Genomic DNA, 20,686 nt, shown 5'->3' with positions numbered 1-20,686 from the left:
TCTTACTCCGTAATAGAAGGATAACGGTAATCCTCATCGTCATCATTGTCCTGTCGATCGCTAATGTCAACGTTAAGGCCTGATTGCTTCAAGCGGTTCAATACATCGTCAGACATATAGTGGTGGCTCAAATCCAAGAACTTCAGACCTTTTACCTTCTCGCTTTTAAGAAGCGCTTCGCCGCCTTCGTCGCTCAAAGTACCCATAGACAGATCAAGTGTATGTAATTGTTCAAGAATTGGAGCGTTCGCCAATACAATTGCAATTTCGTCCTGAAGCTCACTATTTTTCAAACCTAAATAAGTTAATTGAGGAAATTTCCCAGGCTCTACCAATGGTAAAATATCTTCAATACCACCATCAAAACCATAATCTTCAACACCTAAATAAAGCTCAAGCTTCTTTAATTGAGGAAAATTACCTTCATTGATGCTGGCTATAACTTTTGTACTTAAGCCACCGCAAATGATCGTTAGTTCTTCTAGCTTCTCATGCGTTGCTGGCTCTAGCTCCAACTCCGTACTGCCCTTGATCGTAAACGAAGTTAACTCTGGATATGCAGTTAACAAGGGAGCTAAGTTAGACTGCCTGATCCACGATACTTCGCATTCTTCGGAGCTCATATCACCGATAAATAGTTTCCGTAATTGCGGAAAGCGGCTGTTTAATCGAACAAGCGTATCAACAACTTCACTAGAATCGTTCTCGTATGAGCCACCCCAGTCCCCGATGATGAGACTTTCCAATTTCTCATTTTCTTCTCCGTTAGCCAGTTGCTCAATCAAGTCTACTATCTTTACTCCATCTTCGTATTGATCGTAATCCAGCGATAATTTTATTTCAGACATTTGTATTCCTCCTTGGAAATCATTCCTAGATCTACTCTTATTATAAAAGGTTCAAAAACGACTTTCAAATTTAGCTTGGATTGGGGGAATACCTTCATTATTTCCTGGGCAAGCGCAAATAGTGATAATTTTAGCGCCAAGCCGTCATTTCTTGTTTTGTTTTGTAACATATTCATCCTTTGCGCCACGTTGCATGCACGTAAGTTCATACGAACCTCTGGATAAAATAGGCATATGTTGTAGCATATGAATCTGAAAGGAAAATGAACATGCAACCTAATGAACAGGATAAAATAAACGCCTACTATCGTGCTGCTTTGGAAAGTCAACGATTCCCCTCTCTTCCTTGGCCTTACCTCACCTCTTATCCATCCGAAATGAGCCCTTATCAGAGCAACGCCAATTATACGCAAGCACCCTGGGCGTCAGTTCCCTTTGCTCCACGGGCCTATGGAATTGAAGAAGCCTACCGTGAGAAGCAGCAGTCCCTTACTTTTGTTCTCATTCACGGTTCTTGGGCAGATGCCAGCTTTTGGGACGGAATCGCTAGTGCTTTACGTAAAAAAGGCCATCTCGTTTATGCCCCAGAGTACATCAAATATGAGTCCAACTCGAATAAGGCAATTACGCAAACTCATGCGATGCTTAGCAAATCGATAGCTGATTTTATTACATCCAACCATTTGCAGAACATTATTCTTGTTGGGCACAGCTTTGGGGGCTCATTGGTACAAAAAGTGGCTGAGCTCGTACCGAGTCATATCAAAAGGCTCGTTTTTTTGAATGCATTTGTTCTCAATGACGGACAAAGTGTAGCCGATGAATTCCCTCCTGCTGCTCAAGCAACTTTTCAACAACTGCGACAAAGTACCAAAGATGATACAATTTTGCTGCCTTTTTACTTCTTTAGAGAAACATTTGTCAACTTAGCTAGCTTAAATCAGGCGCAGCAGCTTTATGATCGAGTAGCACCAGAGCCTGCTAAACCGTTTTATGAAAAACTGGATCTCAAAAAGTTCTATAGCTTGACTCTTCCTAAAAGTTACGTTTACCTTACCGAAGATAATGCATTACCTCAAAGCAACAAATATGGCTGGCACCCGCATATGTCTGGTCGTCTTGGATTATTCAGACTTATCAAAGGGCAGGGCGATCATTTCTCCACAGTAAAAACAGAACCAAGTAGGGTAGCGCAAAAAATTTACGAGGCCGCAAGAGATTAAATCTTATGATATTAAACATTTTATTAGATAGCCTCTACCTTTTTGCAGGACCAAGCAAGATTGAGTCCGTTTAGTTGAATAAAAGAAAAAGTGTTGCCTACCTCTTAAAAAAAGGGAAGCAACACTTTTTTTATGTCTCTTACATCTATTTCATAATCGTCATGGCTGGCTCAGCCACCGCTTTATATTTCGATGAGATATAGGTAACTGTCTTAGCTTCATTAATCACATCTGCATACATCATATCTGGTTGAGGATTGCTTAAAGTATACGAAATTACCGCCTGTCCGTCTTGGTCAAATCGAATATTATTGATTGCAATTCCATATCCTGAATTAGGTTTCTCACCACGAGACAAGGTTACTTTGTTCACATCGTCGCTTATTTTTTCAACCGTAACGGCAACTTCTTCTGTTGGAGCAGGCTTTTCAGCGTGAGCATCTGCAAATTGAATGGCATTGTATACCCAGCCTGCAGCCTCGCCACGTGTAAGCTCGCTTCTTGGATTGAAGTTCCCCTCTTTATCAAGAGCAGTTAGTTTATAAAGGAGCATCCGTTGTAAGGTACCCTGATATTCAGGTTTGATTTGGTCCTCATCCTTAATTTGTATAAACATTTTCACCAAAGGATAATTCCCTTTCTTTTCTAAAGCGCGAACGAGCATGTCTCCAAATTGTTCACGCGTAATAATGGCATTGGGATTCACATCCTTAGGAATTTCCAATCCATTATAATGGGCAGTAATAAAAGCATCTGCATACCAGGCATCATTCGGAATATTTGTAAAGGAGTCTGAGGCAAGCGGCTTCTTAACAAAGCGCAGTAAATCCATGTTCAAATCCAGCCCTTTGACGATCATTTGCACACTTTGCGCATAACTGATTTTTCCTTTTGGGGCAAAATGTTCACTATCGATTCCGCTCACAATTCCACGGTCTTGCAAGGCAGTAACTGCCTCGGTTTGTCCCTCATCTAAATCGTTGAATGCAAATGCCGTGCCGAAAGTCAGGCTGCTTAGCAGTAGAGTTGTCAAAGTTAAAGTAGCTATTTTTTTCATAGTATTTTCTCTCCTTTTAGTACCTTTTTTTATTCTCCCATTGGAGTTAACCTATTAACGACTCATGGGAGAAAAAGGTTGCAAGCATCTTAAAAGAAATCTAACCATTTACTCTCCCTAAGAAGCTAAACAATGAAGTGACCCAACCGCACTTAGAGTTAATAATTTTTAGGAACTACCTGAAATAAGAAAAAGAGTCATGCAGATCAGATTCTGCATGACTCTTTTTCTTACGAATGACATTATACATTCAAGCCACTTGGCCTAAAAACAAACTTGAAGATTAAGGGATTACTTTCCAAACACCGCTGATGCCAGGAGTCTCACCAAGCGTCCACCATTTCGCCTCATAATTCACATCGTTATAAGAGACTTTCTTCCCGCCTACATACACGGTTGATGAGTTCCAAGCCGGATAACTGCCTGTCGTGCCACCCGTCGTTTTAACGATTAGTTGAGCTGAAGCAGCGGATTTATTGCCAGAACTGTCAACTGCAACAACGGTATACATGTAAGATGTGTTTACAGTCAATGCTGTATTGTTGTAAGAAGTCGTTGTCGTTGTTCCGATCAACGTATTGTTTCGGTATACCTCATAGCTGCTCGCGCCTGTAGATCCCGTCCAAGTCAACTGAATGCTTGTGTTCGTTTGAGAAGATGAACTTAAATGTGTAGGAGGCTCAATCGTGCTGCTTGCACCAAAATTGACATCAATAACATTATAGAAAGCATTTGCTGTATCTGCAATTTCCCATACAGCTAGGATGACATGATACCCTGTTTTTGCAGGAACGTTACAATTATCTGAGTACGTAAAGGGAGGCTGCACACCGCCGTAGTTGACGGAGCAAAAGGGCGTCAAGTTGAAGGATGCGCGGCTAAGCGGAGCATTCGGGTCCCAACCATCTTTGGTAATGTAATATTTCCAACTCGTGGTCGCATGAGCAGCAGTTAATTTCCAGGTAAACGTTTTCGGACCTGCAGTCATATTTACTTTACTCCAGCGAGTAGCAGATTGTTCGTCAAGTTTAGGGAATGCACCGGATGCGCTTGCAATCTTCCCATCGGCGGGGCCGGAAGCTGGCCAGCCCTTAGGTGCTTCCAAGCTTTGTGGCTCATACACGATCCCACCGCAGTCCGTATTTTGTCCATTTTTGCATAAAATTGCGCGGCTCCCCGGAGAGTCTACATACCCATGTGCAGAAGCGTTTTCAGTAAAAAGAAGCGTGAAAACGGCCATAATTAGCAGCATACAGCTTGCAGTAACCAACTTTTTCAACCCAACATGATTCGGTAAAAGTAGTGTCATACAACATTCTCCTCCTTTAATATGGAACTCGGACAGTACTTTTAAGCGCTTTCATACATACCTATAACAATTGTTCACCTCCCTTCAATACCTTCATCTTATCCGAATTCATTCGACCTCCTCTAGCATACTAATTAACTATTTGTGACAAAAATCAACGATTTTTAAAGCAAACCACTAAAAATTTGGAACAAATATGCTTTATCGCTCAAACAAAATTAAACAGCATGCGTCCTGTAAATAACCAGACGCATGCTGTTTAGTAAGTCCACTATACATGTCCCACATTCAAAATTGCTGAATAATTTTCAGCTTGCTTCACCAATTAGTTCGCATCACTGGACCAGTGAACCGGATCACTGGCAACAGGCAGAAGATGATACACGCCATACGTTTTACCTACAGCAACAAGCCCATCGTAAGATGTAATTGTTGTATTTGTGCCATCTGCTTTTTTGATTGTAGTGCTCTTAGTAACCGGGCTGTTCATGTCAATCGCATTCCCGCGAATATGATCGGAATCCAGCGCAGGAGCTGCCACGATCCCGTAGGCAGATACCATTTCTTTAGCGCCTGCCTTGGACTTCGTGAATGAAGCATCATCTTGTGAATGCAACCATGTAATATTGACGCCAGCTAAAGCAGGCACATTTTTCGGGCTGATTTGACCGTTAGCAATTTTAAACGAATAGTGCATCAAATAAGCACGTTCTTTGGGTCTTAAAGTTGCATTAATTGTAACGGAAATGCCAGCATCTTTCATCGCTTTGACGAATTTCTCCACTTTTGGTTTAAACGTGCTGCTCAAATCACTCACGCTGCTTGAACCAGGAAATTCCTGTACCCACCTTTTTCCACTGACTCCACTGTAAGTGGATGAAGCTCCCATCGCTTGTGTCGGTAAAATGAGTAGGATGGCAAATACGAGTGCTAATGCGGCTTTAAAAATTTTCATTGCTGTGTTCCTCCCTATTCGTAATTAGTTTGACTGCCACAGGCTTGTTGGATGTGGAAGCCTAATCCATTTATAGCAAGTTCGCGCTTTTGCAAATAGACTACAAGTTTTACCTCCCTATTTGGATGCTGGGTATTTCTTTTCCCCCTTTCATAGAGAGATTCATAGACGCACAAAAAAGCCCGTCGCTAGCGATCACAGCGCTAAGAGAAGGGCTTGAGCATTATATGATATTACTTCTTTTTGCAATTACCGCAGCTTCTGTAAACGTTCGTGAAGCAAAGTGTTGATTTATTTTTTTTACATCTTTTTTGATGGTTTCGTATTTCACATACAGCTTATCTGCCAGAGCTTCTTTGTTTTCCGCTTGATGCTCGAATGCCAATTTGAGGAATTCAACCTGGCGATCCGTGAAACATCGCTGGCGTTCTTTGCGCATAAACCAGCGAGCTTGAAGATGAGCATGTACACGATGAATCAATTCCATGCGGTCAATGGGCTTGGTCAAATATTCATCTGCACCAACTTTATACCCTTTTCCCGCTGCTTCCATTCCCTTGGCCGTCAAAAGAATAATTTTCAAATCTTCAACCGGTGGCGTTTCTCTTAACAATTGACAAACTTCAAATCCATCTTGGCCCGGCATCATCACATCCATCAAAATCAGATCCGGATAAATGGAACTTGCCAAGCTGATCGCTTCCTCTCCACTGGATGCAAACACCAGCTTCCATTGTGGCACCTTGTTAAGAAAACTTTCGATAACTTGCAAATTCATTTCTTCATCATCTACAACAAGAATTGTAGCTTGCTGGGCATGTACGAAAGGAAAAACCGCAGCACTATAATCTGGAACAAATTTATGGTTACACTCATTTTCTCGTAAAACATCCGCTTTTATGGAACATATAAAAGTTGTCCCTAAGCCTAATCTTGATTGAAATGAAATGTTCCCGCCATGGAGCATGAGAAGTCTTTTCGTAATCGGCAAACCTAGACCCGTACCGCTGTCGTGCCTATTCTTAGGAAGTTGACTCTGATAAAATTCTTCAAAGATGAACTCCCACTGATCCTGCGGAATCCCCTTACCCGTATCCTCTACGGACAAGAACAATTGATCTTGTTCATAAGTCGCTGTGATACGAATATACCCACTTTCCGTGAATTTAAGCGCGTTGCCAATTAAATTGTTCAAAATTTGTTGGATAACCCCTTCATCCGCATAGATCGAAATATCGGGAATCACGTGAAGAAAGCGTACATTTGGTTTTTTAAGCGGTTCCAACAAAAGCAGCATATTTTCAATTGTCGTTCGAAGGTTAAAGATACTTTTCGTCAATACCAGGTTAGGCTCTTTCAAGCTCTTGAATTGTAAAATTTGCTCAACAAGTGTGTTTAGACGCTTACCATTTGTAACGATGACCTCTAGCTTCCTCCTAGCTTGACCCTGTGTTTCATCAAGAAGAGATTGAGCCAACCCGATAATTCCATGCAATGGCGTGCGCAGCTCATGAGAGGTAGTCGCCAAAAAGTGGTCTTTCAGCTGATCATAACGAGAAAGCTCCCCATTGGTACGTTCCAACTTTTCGGCATACGTTAAGAGCGCATTGGTCAAACGATAACGTAAAACTAAACATAGAAAAAATAATTGCACAAACAAACCTACATGAACAATCGAAATCGGATTGGTAACAAAGAGAGAATAGGAAAGAACATCATGTAAACCGCAAACCGTCACCTCGACAATGCAGAGAAGAACCCATTGTGCCTCTTTATTTTCTTTTCGTACTTGTAATACGACAACCCCGAGCGTAAGTATAGCTGCAAGTATCATTAGAATTTGAAAAGGAAACAAGGTATCTTGAATCGAAAAGAAACCGAGTGTACACAGTAGGATCACTCCAATAATATATAATAGAATGAGCATCCAAAGTATTCGTAATATAAACCATCTCCCAGCACCAACGACTTGTTCTGCAAAATAAATAAAACCGGCCGTACCCAGAAACAAAGAAAGAAGCTCCACCCAACTCCAAAACAAAGGAGCATCCAGATAAAAATCTTTGAAATCGATTCTTGCGAACATGTACACACCGAAGCACGTCGTAAACCATCCAAATCCGAACAACTCCAAGTATTTTCTAGACTTTATATAGAAAAACAAAGCCGTGCAGCCAGATAAAGCGTATAAAACAGATAAAGCAACAGGAAAAAATTCTTCCTTTATAAGCGAAAGTACAATATCGCTTTTGTTGCCATACCAAACAGTTCCTGCAGTTCCAACGCGATCTCGCGTCGCTTGCACACGAATGAATAAAGTGTGATTTTCAATATTTTGAGGCAATGTTATAAGCCGATTTGGCGTGCCATGATAGGAAAGCTTCCCGTCATCATTCAATTCACCATACCGATAAATCAGCTTATGGTCTAAGTAAATTTCATAGTTTCCGTATATAAGAAGAAAAAGTGAAGGGTCGCGCCACTCCTGATTGGGCAATTTCGTTGTCAGCCAATACAGAGAGCCTGCTGATTTCGGAGTGTCATGAAACCCTTGCCCAGCTTTTACTTGCCTCCACTCGCTATTGGCTTGAGCTTCTTTTGAAGTCCACTCCGGTTGGCCCATCTGTTGAAAAGGCATATCTCCGAGCACATACGCCCAGTTCACTAATTTAACTTCTTTCCGAGCTTCACTCAACTCCTTATTCCATATTGTCTTACCTACGGATAACACATAAATAATCGCCAGACAGATTACAATCAGGAAAGCGAACTTCTTCAATCAATTCCCTCCTAGTTCATATCTAAACTACTATATATGTATTTTTATACCATCTGATTATCTCATAAATATAGCTAGGTTCAAGCTTAAAGTAAGACGATTCATTGACTCGAATTTAATCATTTTCATTTACAGAATTAGTAAATTAAAGGTATAATTTATTTGGTAGTATCTACCAATTAACCTTTAAGGAGCTGAATCATGAAAAAACTAACGATTTCCTTCTTACTGACGCTTGGCTTTTTATTCTCGTTTGCAACATCGTCTTTCGCTTCATTTTACCATGAATGGCAGCCTACCCCAGCGCACGACAGCATTTATATCGAAGGCAATTTTAGCAACTTAACGAATACCTCTTCGGATACACTGTTTATTGAACTGTATCGAGTAACCCCAAGTGGAAACATTCAAGTAGGTAGTAACTATGTAAATTTAGGAGCCCTACAATGGACGCGTACTCGCCTCTTGTTAGCTATGAATCAACCTGCTGGTAACTATAAAGTCATTATGCATGCAAGCGGAGACTGGACGACAGCTGCTTATTTAGATTCTAAATAAAAAAGACGACAAAAAACTTCCAAAGCTAATCCTTTGGAAGTTTTTTATTGATGAATTGCATTTGATAAGAAGGTATTTGAGGACATTAGACCTCGTAACTTTGCTTCCGATTGAATACAATAACCAGTCCAATAACAATAAGGACAATCGCAGCTGAGGTTTGACCAAGGAAATTGAAACTAAACAGCGTTCCTAACGTAAAGATGGTGAAAAAGATTAAAGAAACACTTCCGAGAATAAATACAGGAATCAGAATCCATCTGTTTCTATTCCCGAACCAGTAAAATTCAAGAAGACCGAAAGCTACAGCAAGCGGGAATCCCGGCCACATATAGGACCAGATGTCAAATAACATAGAAACTTGACAAATGGCACCTCCTACGAGCAGAATGCCTCCTGGAATCAACATGCCGACTCCTTGACGCTGAGTTGCATAAAAGTATAGCCAATGCAGCAGAATGCCAAGAGGAATTACGAACAAACTTGGCCAGAAATACCCAAAAACACTCCCTGGCTCCATCACCGTTCCACGACTGCTAAATAACAAAATGCCTAGTAATACTAAGAAAACTCCAAACAGCGCCTTTTTATCCACCTTATTCCTCCGTCTTTCAGTAGTAATAACTCTTCTTTCATTTTAAAAAAAGTTCCCCCTCCCCACAAGCAACCTTAGAAGGATTCTTCCTACGTCTCAAGACTTAGAAGCACTACAAACGAACAGTAGGTTCGAGAATGGTTAATGAACGATAGAACGTGTTTAGATTAGCGATGGCTCCGATAGGAATCGCTGCTTTATAAGGCCCGTGCGCAGTTGTTAGGTTGGTCAGAAGAGGCTTACCCAACGGAACCATGAATTCGTTAATCATATCTTCATATGATTTACCATACGCAACTTGACAATCTGTACATTCCCCCATAACGATGCCGATACAATCGCTAAATTTACCCGCTAACTTCAAATGATTCAAATATCTGTAGACCTTATTCATAGGCTCATGCGTTTCTTCCAATACCAGTATCATCCCTCTCGTGTCGATTTCAAATGGGGTTCCTAAAGTATCGACAAACGCCGTCAGATTACCTCCGACAATTGGCCCTGTGACGTTACCAAGAACTTTGCTTATTAGAGGAACGCCCTGTGGATTCTGTATTTGTCTATAAGGAGCTAGCGAAGATGTCCCCATAAAAAACTCTTGATAACTATATGCAGGCGTTTCTGCCGTAAAATTAACCAGCATAAGGCTTTGCAGTGTGATTAAATCCGCATATTGGTAAAGTACATTCAGAAGCGATGTTATATCGCTATAGCCTGATATTAATTTGGGATTGTTCTGGATAACACAATAATCAAGATAGGGGAGGATACCAGCAACCCCTACTCCACCTCTTGTAGGAAGGATTAGTTTGACCTGATCATTTTCAAACATTCTCATCAGATCAAGAGCTCGCTCTTGATCTGTGCCAGCTATAAACCCATTTTGGGCATATACATATTGACCCAATAACACATTGAAGCCCATCGTTTTCAGAACATTTATATTTGCATTAATGATTCCTGCCTCTAGCGGACTTCCCAGCGTAACGATCCCTATTGTATCGCCTTTTTGTAACATGGACGGTCGAGTTGCCATTGGCTTACCTTCCTCCCCAGAAAGCAATATAACTTGATATCTTTTCCATTATATTGACAAATCCGGTCCGTCATCACATTAATTTAGTTTGCTGCGATTCTCCACACGACGCAGCTTTTTTTCGCCTGGTACCAACGCATATGGAGTAAACTCGATGATCGGCATGCGGCAACCAACTCGTAAACATAAAGCTTGCAGTGATTGATAAATTGCACTTTTTGCCTCGATCAATATGTCCTCCTTCAGCTGCAAGGAGATCTCCATTCGATCTGGGGCATGCAGAATGGCGTGATAAGCTTCAACTGCTTCGGATGCTGAAATAATCGCCCTTGAAATAAAATCAGGAAAAACAGGGATCCGCTGATCACCTGCTAACGACAGAAGATCAAATACATCATCACATCTACCCTCGATTTGAGCAATCGCTGTAAATGGCGAACCACACGGGCAAGGCTCTAGCTGTTCAGTTAACAGGTCATTCAAACGATACCTTACAATTGGCTGTGTAGAGCGAGAGAAGTCTGTAACAATTGGGACGAATTTACCTAACCTCTGGTCTACATATTCCTTTTGAATACAAACGATATCTTCATTCAAATGCAGCGTTCCGTGCGAGCACGTGGTTGCGAGCAATCCCTCTGTACACTGATAGACTTGATGAACGGTTGAACCAAATGTCTCCTCGATGTATGCTCTATCAATGGTTTCAAGCACTTCGGCCACAGCAACAATACGTTCGGGAGCAATGTGAAGTTTTCCCGCTTGCTGCAGTTCAGCTATTAAACGCAACATGGACGGTGGCGCTACCAACAATGTTGGATTCTGCTTATTCAAACGCTCTACATGGATGTCTATTGGATCTAGCAAATCATAAAATACAAACTCTAATTTGCGGCTGCCTACTGTTCCATACAAATTACTGTTCGCTCTTAAGAAAAAAGCAATACGTTGGCGTGTAAGCAATGATTTGGGCAGCACTTTAGCTAAAATGGTTCCCGCCCACGCGAGCCGCTCTTGTCGACTTACGAGGAAAATGCCCCTATTTCCAGAAGTCCCCGAGGAAAGCCCGATTGTCACGTCTCCGATCATAGGTGCAAATTGTCGCGAACGCTCAGCCTCAAGAGCCTGTTGAATTGCCTCATTCTTTCGTATTCCTACCGTATTTAGCTGATCAAAATGATCCATCATACTTTGTTTATCCATGATCGGAAACTCGCGCCATTCAGAAAGCGGCTGATTCCCCCATAACTCTCTATAAAAGGAAGAATGTCTTCTTACGTAAGCTAGATGTCGCTGTATTTTATTTTCTTGCCACTGCTCTAGGTCGCGGCGATCTTTAAACCGACGAACGAACCGTGTCCGTAAATAGTGAAGAAAAATCGGTAGCGTGTCTCGTCGTATCATAGCTCTACACCTCCTCGAATCCACGACCATACCTCTGGGCAATGAGAAGGAATGATACGAAGTTGTGGACACTTTACATGTAAATTGACAATTCGTTCAAAGCTTCGTTTATACTGTTCTTTATTTGGCATAATCACGCCTGCAAGCGCATGCGGTGGACGGTTCTCTTGAACTGCTTCTCGGGACCAAGCGGCGTCCGCACAAAGGAAATAATCGGAATGTGCTGTTGATAAAAACAATCCGATCTGCCCATCCGCATGACCTGGCAAATCTACAGCCAATAAACTGCCATCACCTAAAACATCCAAAACATAGGGAAATGGTGCATCTGCCGGAAGACCCACCCTCCGATCCCGCATAATCAAAGATGTCCGAGCCTCAAAGTCACTCGGCAATAGCTCAGGTAAAAATGCGCGCCGAACCGCAGCAAGACCGCGAAGCCGCTTCACGCTCTCATAAGCCTCTGACACATACATGAAAGTAGCTTTTGGAAAGTCACGCAAACCTGCAATATGATCGGCATGCAAATGAGAGAGAATAACGATCTTTATGTCCTCAGGAGCAATGCCCTGAGCTTGAAGCTGTTTGACGGCGCTATCTCCCGAACGATAGCTCACTGGCGTTATGAGTCGATAGAGCCGATTGGGCATTCGATCAGTTGCTTTCAAAAATCGTTCCGAATAACCAGTATCCCACAAAATATAGCCCACAACTGGATGTTCAATCAACGCAAATATAGCTGGAATACTTACAGTTCCTAGCTTGCCGCCTCGAATGGTGACCCATTCCGGGTGCTTACAGTACCCTGCTGCAAATAATTGCAGCTTCACTTTAGGTAAATCCCACTGATTATCAAGCATGTTCGTTCCTCCACCAAGTTGCAAAAGCATTCAAACCAGTGTCAATGCTAACCTTTGCTGAATAGCCAAGTTCAAGCTGCGCTGCACGTATGTCTAGCGTTTGACTACGCCCTAGCATACCTACAACGGCGCGAGTAAGCATCGGTTCTTGCTGACTTGCTGACCAAGTTGCCAATCCCTCCAGCACCGAAGCTGCTGCAAAAGCAGCAGGGAAAGACAGTTTCTTCGTATGCAAAGACATACCGAGCTTACTGAATAAAAGCTCGGCTGCCTTAACGAAAGGCATGGGTTCGCCATTGGTGATATGAAATGTGCGCCCAAGCACTTGCTCTGGCGCACACTGACATAAAAGCAGCGCATCGACCACATTGTCGATGTAAGTGAGATCGATGAGTGCGCGCCCGCCATCGATCATCGGCACACCCCTGGTCGCGTTCGCTTCGATAATCCGCGGCAAAATGGACGTATCCCCCGGGCCAAATATTGCCCGGGGTCTTATTATCAAGGCGCGAAGTCCCTCTGCGCCTGCTTTTTCGATAGCTAGCTCGGCCAAACGCTTCGTAGCCGCATAGGGGCTCGCCTGTTTCTTCGGTAGTGCATCCGACTCTGTTACACCTAATCTGTTCGTATAACGGAAACATACGCTAGGCGAAGAAACATGGATAAGCCGCTCCACGCCATGGCGTAAACAGCCAGCAATCACATGTTCCGTCCCCTTAACGTTGCTATCATAAAAGTCTGAATAAGCCCCCCACGATGCAGACCGCGCAGCGCAATGGAAAACAGCTTCTTGGTCTTTGCATACCTTTATTACTTCTTCCCGATGTCTAAGATCAAGTGAAACATAGCGAATCCCTTGCGCAGCAAGCTGCTTACCGACCAGATCTTTTCGCCCGATTACCGTAACTTCCCAACCCAAATCTCTCAATCTGTAGGCAAGCCGTTTGCCAAGAAAGCCCGTGCCTCCTGTAACTAAAGCCTTCATATTGGACCACCATTCCATTCAATATCCGCTGTCGAGGCTTCAATGATCGATTGCTGCTGATTTTGCGCATGCTTTCGTAAATCCATCAACACGACAGCTTGCTGGATATATGGTTTTGTGTCCTTCAAACGAAAACACACGTCTCGCGTTGTCAACAACTTCCGACACCAAATCCAAAGCTCCGTCCAGTTCGTTCTTTCCTTGAGCTTCATAAAGCCGTAAATCAGCATGGGCAAGGCTAGCATGCCTCGCGATTTCATTGCAGGTTCCAGCCTCTTATTCCCTAATCGTTCTGGCTGTATGAAAGCTTGAGCAATTTCAACTTGTGAAGCAAGCAGATGAAGGCCGCTCGTGGTTCGGGGATTGCATTCCAGCGGATATAACTCTCCTTCATTGGTCTCAATGAAATCGAAGCCTATCTGCCCAGTGAAATGCTCTTCTTGAACAAAACGAGCAACCCACTCCTGTGACTTCCTGTGAAACAACGGTTCGAAATATACGCTCGCACCGCCGTCAAGAGAGTAATCAGAACTATAATCAGCATGTGCTACGACTTTTCCTTCGTGTACAATGCTATAGGTGCAAATACTTCTTCCTTGAATACGCTGCTGCGCAACCCATGGATAACTATTCCCCTCTAATGCGTCTATGCATTCGTTGGCTTCTATGATTCTCACTTTTGCAGCAAACCGGGAAAACTCAGGCTTCAGCACAAAACCGGTTCGAAATCCGTTTGTTTGTTGCGTTAATTCGTTAGATGACTGAATCAGCTTCGTCATGGGCACTAGAAATCCAAGCTGCTCCGCCCTTTGTATAAAGGCCCATTTGCTATGCAAACGTCGTAATTGCTCGATCGGTGCACAATAGACACGACATAATCGACGAAGACGCTCTAAGCCTGACGATACATAAAAAATTTCCTCACACGTTGGCACAAGCAAATCAATTTCTTCCTGCTGAATAATTTGTTCCAGTGCTGTCAAAAATCCAGCTGTGTTGTATGTTGGACTAGGCACGCTGTGGTTGCGAGTCACAGCTTTTGATTTGAGGCACAGATGCTGCTTCGCGCTTTCAGCTACATGAACTTCGCAACCTGCTGCGGCTAACAAACGCACTAATTCTAATGCGGAAGGTGCACGCCCTCCCGTTATCAGCACTTTCATGACGCTGGTTCCGGTCTTCCCTTGATCAGTAGTCAAAGATAATGCCTCCCATGGAAAATCCAGCAGAAGTACCAAGAAGCAGCACGCGATCTCCTCGCTCGATGCGTCGCTGGCGAATTGCTTCATGAAGACCCATGGGAATGGATGCTGCGATCGTGTTGCCATGGTCAGGCGTAATATACATCATCTGTTCTTCCGCAATGTGAAGCTTTCTTTGCAGTAATCGCATAGCCATCGCGCTTCCTTGGTGCGGAATCACTAGTTTAAAATCTTTGATTTGATTACCCGTAGCTTTGAGCATGTTATCCAAGAAAGCTGGCAATAGCTTGGAAGCCATGCGAAAAATTGCTTCTCCATTCATGTCAAATGAATACTCATCATCTATTTCTAGTCGATAGGAACGAGCTGGCTTAGTGCTTCCCCCACCGCGAATTTCCGAGTAGTGCGCTCCCGAACTGTACGTCTCCATTGCAGCATGAAGAATGCGAGAATGATCTCCCGCCTCTGTTCGTTCGATAATAACAGCAGCGGCGCCATCCCCGAATAGCGCTGCGCTTTCTTTTTGCTGCCAGTTTAACCCTTTCGATGCAACTTCACTCGCTACGAGTAAAATTCGGCGATAGCGGCCCGCATCAACCATATAGGACATCACATCAAGCCCAGCTACAAAGCTAAGACAAGTCGAATTTATATCAAATGAGGGAATGCCCGAATGCTCGTAGCCCATAGCTCGTTGAATCAGTGCTGCCGTACAAGGAATCGGCTGTTCCATGGTTCCACTCGTACTAACGAGGCAATCAATGTCAGAGAAAGTGAGTCCGGCAGCTGCAAGCGCCTCATGGGCAACTCTTGCCCCCATCTCAGACGCCGTCTCACTTTCAACAAAAAAGCGTGTATTCACACTCGTTTTTTTCAATACCCAACCTGGTGCTACTTGAAGCTTCTCGTCCATTTCTTGCGCGGTTATGGAGCGAGTTGGCATATATTTGCCTGACCCAATGATTTTAACGCCACGTGTATGCATAACCGTCCCCCATTCTTCTCAAGTCCCTTACTCCTATTGTAATTGAATGGAGCTGGATAAAAAGTACTACTTTTACGTAGTACCACAATTCGACAAAAATAAGAAAGACCCTTTTCTGAGTTAGAAAAGGGTTGCTCACTTATATTTCATTCGTCTGTATATTCAAGCTTTCCTTTGTTTTCTTAACGCTCGCAGTGCAAGATAGCACAAGAACCCTAAGGGGCCGAGCATAAGGATGAGAAATAAGAGGCCCGACTGAATCGGTAATCGCACATAGCGATTGTCCATGTTATCCCTATAAACATAATGGCCGATTGCTTGATCGAAGCAAAGAATATGAAGCCATACGAGTAAAGCAAAATCTGGGTTGGATAGCAATCGAATGACACCCGTAGACGATGAAAAATCTTGAACAAACCCAAACCCAGAGTCTACAATGGTTGAAATGATTCCGACAGCGTATAAAGCTGCGAGATAAATAGGGAATAAAGCTGATTTCGCCAAGAACTTTGTAACGCTCCATGTGGGAAGCAGGATCATGAGCAACCAGCTCAGCATCGCTATACTGGCAAGTGTAAACAACGTTTCATACATGATTCATTTACCCCTCTCGCTAAAAATTCGGTCATGAACGGTGCATTGCTTGATGATCAGATAAGGCCTTCTTTCTCAACAGAGGAAATGCCGCGATACCTACCGTAGCAAGCCAACCCACTAAAGCAAGCGCTGTGAGAAGCGGCAGCGCGGTCCATTCAAATACAGTGCACCCAAGTGCGGTTTGCACACCGATTAGAAGAATGACGACCATCCAAGCGATACTTCCAACGTGTATAAGACGTCTGGATTTGTTCTTATCGACAAGTGCTCTCTCTAGCAGCCAGCCGAGTATCGGCAGTGTTTGCAGCGAGTGAAAACCAACGCCATGAAGGACAATCAAATTGCCAGCTGCTCCCGTGAAGCGACCACTCAAAGCTATCATCCATAAACCTGCGATGAATGCAATCATAATAGAAAGAAAGGCATAGCGAATACCCAGTACCAACAGTGGACGGCTATTCGCTTGCTTCTGGCGAAAAAATGGAATTGCAAACAACACAGTGACGATGATGATTAGAAGCGAATCAAGTCCAAAAAGCATGCCGACAACTAGATCCCCCACAGAACCAACTTGTGAAAATCTCGGGTTGACGCCCCGGAATTGCTGTACAGTTTCAGCCCCATAGGCAAACAAGCTTGTAACTATAAAAGACCAGCGTATGACAGTTCGTTTACGGGAATTTAGACCTGCTAACGGTAAAATTGCCGCTATGGATAAAATAAAAATAGCAAAAGCAGCATCGAACGAAAATGCTCGCTCCAAATCACCTTCTGGGAGAACGATCGAGTCATAAATACCGATATAAATGCCGATGCCTAAGGCAAGCGCGAAGCCGATTAAACTGAGGACCACAAGCCATTTTTCCCCCGCAAACAATTTAATAACGGGTACCTCGACTTCATTGAAGTTCGTTTCTTTCAAACGGAATCATTCCTTCCTTTTTTTGTTTTTTACTCCTTCATTCTATAAATTTATTTATTAATAAATAAATTATGACAAAAATAAAAAGGCAGTTCTTATTCTGCCTGTTCATCTAAGTTGTGTGGTATTCCATTTGAACGTGATTGGTTACTTCGTGTGGTCGTCATCAAAGCAGAGTAATTGCGGTAAATCCAGTACTTTCGATACAGTAATCAGAAACCCCATGCCCATAAACTGGCTGGCTGCGGCTTCCGCATGAGGGATTTGAGCTCTTTGAAATTTGGCAACGATGGATTGATGAATCGTTGCGAATTTCTCCTTGACATGTTGGCGAATGGAAGGTTCCGAAATGGCATGGGCTTGCATGACCATAAGAATCTCTTCCCTATGCACTTTCATAATTTCTATGAACGCATTTCCCATTGTATCCATCAATTGATCGGCAGGCACTTCAACGGCTGTAAAAGTTTCATAGATTTTGATCACTGCCCGATCGATGACTGCGTTGAAGAGTTCTTCCTTGTTTTTAAAAAAATGAAACACATACGGCTGAGTTACTCCTGCCGCCTTGGCTACCAATGCAGTTGTTGCCTTATAATATCCCAGTTCCGCGAATACGCCTACGGCTTTATCCATGATCTGTTCTTTTCGATCTTCGCGGACGACCATACCAACCACCTCGCTTTTATTTATTGATAAATAAATCATAGCCCAACCAGTATCCAGATGTCAAGAACATCAGCGAGGCTTTGATATGTTATTAATATTGTAAGATTCAGGTAATCATTTTGGCACACACATCGACGTACCCGAAACGGAAGAAATCACAGTTTGGGGCTTTCAAGCGACAGATGAAAATAGCCTGCGAACTATCGATTACACGGGTGAGTCGTTGAAAAACGCAAAATGGGTCGCCCTGTTTAAAGTCGTTATGGTGGATAGGGAATAAAGAGACATGCTTGCATTCCAGCATGCCTCATGATTAGATGATTAGAATGAGCTATTTGGTTTGGATATCACTTAAAATTTGATCAGCTATTGGAAAAAACGTATCTTCTTCCGTAAGTAAATGTTCAGTTAACACCGAACAAGCGACACTTAAAAGTGAAACTGCCTTTTGCAGCTTTAACATGTCAGTTTCCTGACAAGCATCTGCAGAGTCCAGAAATGAGCGTACGAACCGCTCAGCCTGTTTATGATCCTCCTGCATGACCCATTTTGAGGTGACGAACGATGATTCCATGACCTGATTCGCATATTGGTGCAAAATAGGTAATACCTCTTCTTCCTCCCAGTGTTCATGAAGCTCTAGTTGTTCCAAGAATAGCGCCATTTGCCTCCGAACATCCCCTAGTAAACATGTTGACTCTTCGGTTCCTAATTGAGCAAACATATGACACGTTTTCCTCTGAACCTCATCAAGCTCTTGCTTTAACAGATCATGCTCATCCTTTAATCGTTGGATAATTCCCTTAACATTAGAAGCTTGCTCCGCTTGTACCGAACGACCAACTTCGATCATCATAAACAACAACCTCCTTACTGAGTGTAGCTTTATTGTAATCTTTTCGTTCGACTCATGATGTGAAAAAAATCACAAAGATTAAGAAGTCATAAGTGACTTTTATCATAGCAACCAATAACGTTGTAGGATTACCTTTGATGTGTAAGAGTTGATTTATACATGGAGGGAACCATCATGGGAAGGCAGAATCATGGTGCATCTGACACCTATATGCTAAACACAAGATTTCTACTTATTGTTTGTGTCGTTATCGCGAATTGTATTGAGCCACTTATTCAGCAAAGTACAGTTATGAAAACCTTATATTTGATAATTTATACCTTTCACATCCCTTTGTTCGTCTTCGTTACGGGATATTTCGCAAAAAGCTTCCAATTTGATTATCAGGGTGTAAAGCTACTGCAAATTATTTTTTATCAATATGTGATCTTCCAAAGTCTATATTCATTAATGGATGCATGGGTTTACCATGCACCCAATGTGCATTATTCTTTTTTCATTCCCTACTCGTTGTTATGGTTTCTATTCAGCCACATCTGTTGGCGATTCTTGCTTCCACTTTTCAAAACATTCAAACATCCCATTGTCGTGGCAATTATTATAGGAGTTTTGATTGGGTACTTACCGTTTACCGGTCTTACGCTCAGCTTTTCAAGAACGCTAGTGTTCTTCCCGTTCTTCCTTTTTGGCTATTACTATCAGGATGATCATCTTACAGGATTCATACTCGCATTCAGGAAATTTAGTGGAATTATCCTTCTGTGTTTGGTCACTATCGTTGTCCTTTTTCCCTTAGATCCAAAATGGTTGTACAGCAGTTACACCTACCAAGAATTAGGTCAATTTAGTTGGTATGCGGGAGGTTATCGGATAGTCATCTATGCGCTTCAAGCGATTTCATGCCTTTGTTTCTTGAGCATGTTCCCGCGGATGCCATCCATCCTCACCGACTGGGGCCGATATACAGTATATGTTTTCCTGCTTCACGGCTTGATCATTAAAACCGTTATTGCCTCAGGACTCTTCGCTCATCTATTCAATCCCTTGCAGATGGGCATTGTCATAGTGTCTGCATGCCTACTTACATGGGTATTAACGCAAAGTTGGGCAAGGAAGCTCAGCCGCCCGCTCATTGAACCAAAGCTTACGTATTGGGAACGTTATATGACCAAAAAAGGCATGATATAGCCATCTTAGGCGAGTCAAACTGGACACATAGAAAAAGAGGCGCGAGTTCAACATGAACCCACGCCTCTTTCATTTATGCTGTTGTGATAAGTCCGTAAGACCCATCATCTCGCCGATATACGAGCTCTGTTTTATTTGAATCTCTGTTATGGAACAAATGAAAGTTGTGATCAAGCATGTTCATTTGAAGGATCGCTTCCTCAATATCTTCAGGCTTGTTAGGAACAACTTTGACTCGAGCCACCTCAAATGGGGATTCCATTTCCGTAACCAAGGCCTCTTGGCGAACTAGCTCTAGATCTTTCACACCACCTTGCTGGCGTACTTTATGTTTAATTTTCTCTTTCAATTTACGGGTTTGTCTTTCTAATTTATCAGCGACCAAATCTATGGAAGCATACATGTCATTGCGTTTTTCTTCTGCACGTAGCACAACTCCATTGCAAGTAATGGTGACCTCAACAACATGCAAATGCTGATGCCCTTGCAGGGACAAAGTGATATGCATCTCGCTTGTATCTTCGAACCACGGTTCGAGTCGTCCTAATTTGCGTTCTAGATACTCATGTAAAGCAGGTGTCACCTGTAGGTTTTTACCGTGAATGAGCAGCTTCATATCCATCACTCCTTAGAAAAAATAGATTGTAATTCATTCACA

20 protein-coding genes are annotated in these 20,686 nt (G+C 42.8%); 3 read left to right on the top strand and 17 right to left on the bottom strand.

The annotated features are described in order from the left end of the window. Positions 1 to 2: 2 nt before the first annotated feature. Complete coding sequence (locus GK047_RS06950) at positions 3 to 848, bottom strand: STM4015 family protein (RefSeq protein ID WP_163943029.1); 846 nt, start codon at positions 846 to 848, stop codon at positions 3 to 5. 263 nt (positions 849 to 1,111) lie between these two features. Between GK047_RS06950 and GK047_RS06945 the strand changes: the two genes are divergently transcribed. Continuing rightward, positions 1,112 to 2,071, top strand: coding sequence for an alpha/beta hydrolase (locus GK047_RS06945; RefSeq protein ID WP_240343774.1), 960 nt, complete (start codon positions 1,112 to 1,114; stop codon positions 2,069 to 2,071). Positions 2,072 to 2,216: 145 nt separating this feature from the next. Here the strand turns inward: GK047_RS06945 and GK047_RS06940 are convergent, their stop codons facing one another. The 4 genes from GK047_RS06940 to GK047_RS06925 all read right to left on the bottom strand — a co-directional run bounded on the left by GK047_RS06940 (position 2,217) and on the right by GK047_RS06925 (position 8,171). Then, positions 2,217 to 3,128: an S-layer homology domain-containing protein gene (locus tag GK047_RS06940; protein ID WP_163943026.1), complete on the bottom strand. Its 912-nt coding sequence runs from the start codon at positions 3,126 to 3,128 to the stop codon at positions 2,217 to 2,219. A gap of 283 nt (positions 3,129 to 3,411) precedes the next feature. Continuing rightward, positions 3,412 to 4,437, bottom strand: a complete 1,026-nt coding sequence (locus GK047_RS06935) for a lytic polysaccharide monooxygenase (RefSeq protein WP_163943024.1) — start codon at positions 4,435 to 4,437, stop codon at positions 3,412 to 3,414. A 325-nt stretch (positions 4,438 to 4,762) separates the two neighbouring features. Then, the gene (locus GK047_RS06930; RefSeq protein ID WP_163943022.1) at positions 4,763 to 5,392 is read right to left on the bottom strand and encodes a hypothetical protein; all 630 of its coding nucleotides are present in this window, start codon (positions 5,390 to 5,392) and stop codon (positions 4,763 to 4,765) included. A gap of 223 nt (positions 5,393 to 5,615) precedes the next feature. Further along, a complete protein-coding gene (locus GK047_RS06925) occupies positions 5,616 to 8,171 on the bottom strand; it encodes an ATP-binding protein (RefSeq protein ID WP_163943019.1) in 2,556 nt (851 codons plus the stop codon). A gap of 201 nt (positions 8,172 to 8,372) precedes the next feature. Here GK047_RS06925 and GK047_RS06920 point away from each other — a divergent pair, with 201 nt between their 5' ends. After that, a complete protein-coding gene (locus GK047_RS06920) occupies positions 8,373 to 8,729 on the top strand; it encodes a hypothetical protein (protein ID WP_163943018.1) in 357 nt (118 codons plus the stop codon). Positions 8,730 to 8,814: 85 nt separating this feature from the next. Here the strand turns inward: GK047_RS06920 and GK047_RS06915 are convergent, their stop codons facing one another. The 11 genes from GK047_RS06915 to GK047_RS06865 form a co-directional block, all read right to left on the bottom strand. Beyond that, the gene (locus GK047_RS06915; RefSeq protein ID WP_163943016.1) at positions 8,815 to 9,324 is read right to left on the bottom strand and encodes a hypothetical protein; all 510 of its coding nucleotides are present in this window, start codon (positions 9,322 to 9,324) and stop codon (positions 8,815 to 8,817) included. A gap of 112 nt (positions 9,325 to 9,436) precedes the next feature. Next, positions 9,437 to 10,360 (bottom strand): S66 peptidase family protein, encoded by a 924-nt coding sequence (locus GK047_RS06910; protein ID WP_163943014.1) that lies wholly within the window; start codon positions 10,358 to 10,360, stop codon positions 9,437 to 9,439. A gap of 78 nt (positions 10,361 to 10,438) precedes the next feature. Continuing rightward, the gene (locus GK047_RS06905; protein ID WP_163943011.1) at positions 10,439 to 11,764 is read right to left on the bottom strand and encodes a F390 synthetase-related protein; all 1,326 of its coding nucleotides are present in this window, start codon (positions 11,762 to 11,764) and stop codon (positions 10,439 to 10,441) included. Next, a complete protein-coding gene (locus tag GK047_RS06900; RefSeq protein WP_163943008.1) occupies positions 11,761 to 12,624 on the bottom strand; it encodes an MBL fold metallo-hydrolase in 864 nt (287 codons plus the stop codon). The genes GK047_RS06905 and GK047_RS06900 overlap by 4 nt, the downstream gene beginning before the upstream one ends. Continuing rightward, positions 12,617 to 13,609, bottom strand: a complete 993-nt coding sequence (locus GK047_RS06895) for an NAD-dependent epimerase/dehydratase family protein (protein WP_163943005.1) — start codon at positions 13,607 to 13,609, stop codon at positions 12,617 to 12,619. Before GK047_RS06895 ends, GK047_RS06900 begins: the two co-directional genes overlap by 8 nt. Then, positions 13,606 to 14,808, bottom strand: a complete 1,203-nt coding sequence (locus GK047_RS06890; RefSeq protein ID WP_163943002.1) for an ATP-grasp domain-containing protein — start codon at positions 14,806 to 14,808, stop codon at positions 13,606 to 13,608. Before GK047_RS06890 ends, GK047_RS06895 begins: the two co-directional genes overlap by 4 nt. Further along, positions 14,798 to 15,796 (bottom strand): beta-ketoacyl-ACP synthase III, encoded by a 999-nt coding sequence (locus GK047_RS06885; RefSeq protein WP_163942999.1) that lies wholly within the window; start codon positions 15,794 to 15,796, stop codon positions 14,798 to 14,800. Before GK047_RS06885 ends, GK047_RS06890 begins: the two co-directional genes overlap by 11 nt. Before the next feature lie 162 nt (positions 15,797 to 15,958). After that, entirely contained in the window at positions 15,959 to 16,390 is a 432-nt protein-coding gene (locus GK047_RS06880; protein ID WP_163942995.1) for an ABA4-like family protein, read from the bottom strand. A gap of 31 nt (positions 16,391 to 16,421) precedes the next feature. Beyond that, a complete protein-coding gene (locus GK047_RS06875) occupies positions 16,422 to 17,315 on the bottom strand; it encodes a hypothetical protein (protein ID WP_163942991.1) in 894 nt (297 codons plus the stop codon). Positions 17,316 to 17,462: 147 nt separating this feature from the next. Continuing rightward, complete coding sequence (locus tag GK047_RS06870; protein WP_163942988.1) at positions 17,463 to 17,984, bottom strand: TetR/AcrR family transcriptional regulator; 522 nt, start codon at positions 17,982 to 17,984, stop codon at positions 17,463 to 17,465. 331 nt (positions 17,985 to 18,315) lie between these two features. After that, positions 18,316 to 18,840, bottom strand: coding sequence for a hemerythrin domain-containing protein (locus GK047_RS06865; protein WP_163942985.1), 525 nt, complete (start codon positions 18,838 to 18,840; stop codon positions 18,316 to 18,318). Between the two features lie 174 nt (positions 18,841 to 19,014). Between GK047_RS06865 and GK047_RS06860 the strand changes: the two genes are divergently transcribed. Then, positions 19,015 to 20,028, top strand: a complete 1,014-nt coding sequence (locus tag GK047_RS06860; protein WP_163942982.1) for an acyltransferase family protein — start codon at positions 19,015 to 19,017, stop codon at positions 20,026 to 20,028. Positions 20,029 to 20,101: 73 nt separating this feature from the next. On the opposite strand, the gene hpf is transcribed toward GK047_RS06860, so the two are convergent. Next, positions 20,102 to 20,644: a ribosome hibernation-promoting factor, HPF/YfiA family gene (gene hpf, locus GK047_RS06855; RefSeq protein ID WP_163942979.1), complete on the bottom strand. Its 543-nt coding sequence runs from the start codon at positions 20,642 to 20,644 to the stop codon at positions 20,102 to 20,104. Between the last annotated feature and the right edge of the window lie 42 nt (positions 20,645 to 20,686).

Source organism: Paenibacillus sp. SYP-B3998 (genome assembly GCF_010820665.1).
GTDB lineage: Bacteria > Bacillota > Bacilli > Paenibacillales > NBRC-103111 > Paenibacillus_E.
The sequence above is the reverse complement of the archived record's forward strand: the minus strand, read 5'-3'. Positions and strand labels throughout refer to the sequence as shown.

Excerpts from the sequence above, each read along its gene's own strand:
- GK047_RS06950 (WP_163943029.1), bottom strand. The coding sequence starts at position 848 with ATGTCTGAAATAAAATTATCGCTGGATTACGATCAATACGAAGATGGA.
- GK047_RS06945 (WP_240343774.1), top strand. The coding sequence starts at position 1,112 with ATGAACATGCAACCTAATGAACAGGATAAAATAAACGCCTACTATCGT.
- GK047_RS06940 (WP_163943026.1), bottom strand. The coding sequence starts at position 3,128 with ATGAAAAAAATAGCTACTTTAACTTTGACAACTCTACTGCTAAGCAGC.
- GK047_RS06935 (WP_163943024.1), bottom strand. The coding sequence starts at position 4,437 with ATGACACTACTTTTACCGAATCATGTTGGGTTGAAAAAGTTGGTTACT.
- GK047_RS06930 (WP_163943022.1), bottom strand. The coding sequence starts at position 5,392 with ATGAAAATTTTTAAAGCCGCATTAGCACTCGTATTTGCCATCCTACTC.
- GK047_RS06920 (WP_163943018.1), top strand. The coding sequence starts at position 8,373 with ATGAAAAAACTAACGATTTCCTTCTTACTGACGCTTGGCTTTTTATTC.
- GK047_RS06910 (WP_163943014.1), bottom strand. The coding sequence starts at position 10,360 with ATGGCAACTCGACCGTCCATGTTACAAAAAGGCGATACAATAGGGATC.
- GK047_RS06905 (WP_163943011.1), bottom strand. The coding sequence starts at position 11,764 with ATGATACGACGAGACACGCTACCGATTTTTCTTCACTATTTACGGACA.
- GK047_RS06900 (WP_163943008.1), bottom strand. The coding sequence starts at position 12,624 with ATGCTTGATAATCAGTGGGATTTACCTAAAGTGAAGCTGCAATTATTT.
- GK047_RS06895 (WP_163943005.1), bottom strand. The coding sequence starts at position 13,609 with ATGAAGGCTTTAGTTACAGGAGGCACGGGCTTTCTTGGCAAACGGCTT.
- GK047_RS06885 (WP_163942999.1), bottom strand. The coding sequence starts at position 15,796 with ATGCATACACGTGGCGTTAAAATCATTGGGTCAGGCAAATATATGCCA.
- GK047_RS06880 (WP_163942995.1), bottom strand. The coding sequence starts at position 16,390 with ATGTATGAAACGTTGTTTACACTTGCCAGTATAGCGATGCTGAGCTGG.
- GK047_RS06870 (WP_163942988.1), bottom strand. The coding sequence starts at position 17,984 with ATGGTCGTCCGCGAAGATCGAAAAGAACAGATCATGGATAAAGCCGTA.
- GK047_RS06865 (WP_163942985.1), bottom strand. The coding sequence starts at position 18,840 with ATGATGATCGAAGTTGGTCGTTCGGTACAAGCGGAGCAAGCTTCTAAT.
- GK047_RS06860 (WP_163942982.1), top strand. The coding sequence starts at position 19,015 with ATGGGAAGGCAGAATCATGGTGCATCTGACACCTATATGCTAAACACA.
- hpf (WP_163942979.1), bottom strand. The coding sequence starts at position 20,644 with ATGAAGCTGCTCATTCACGGTAAAAACCTACAGGTGACACCTGCTTTA.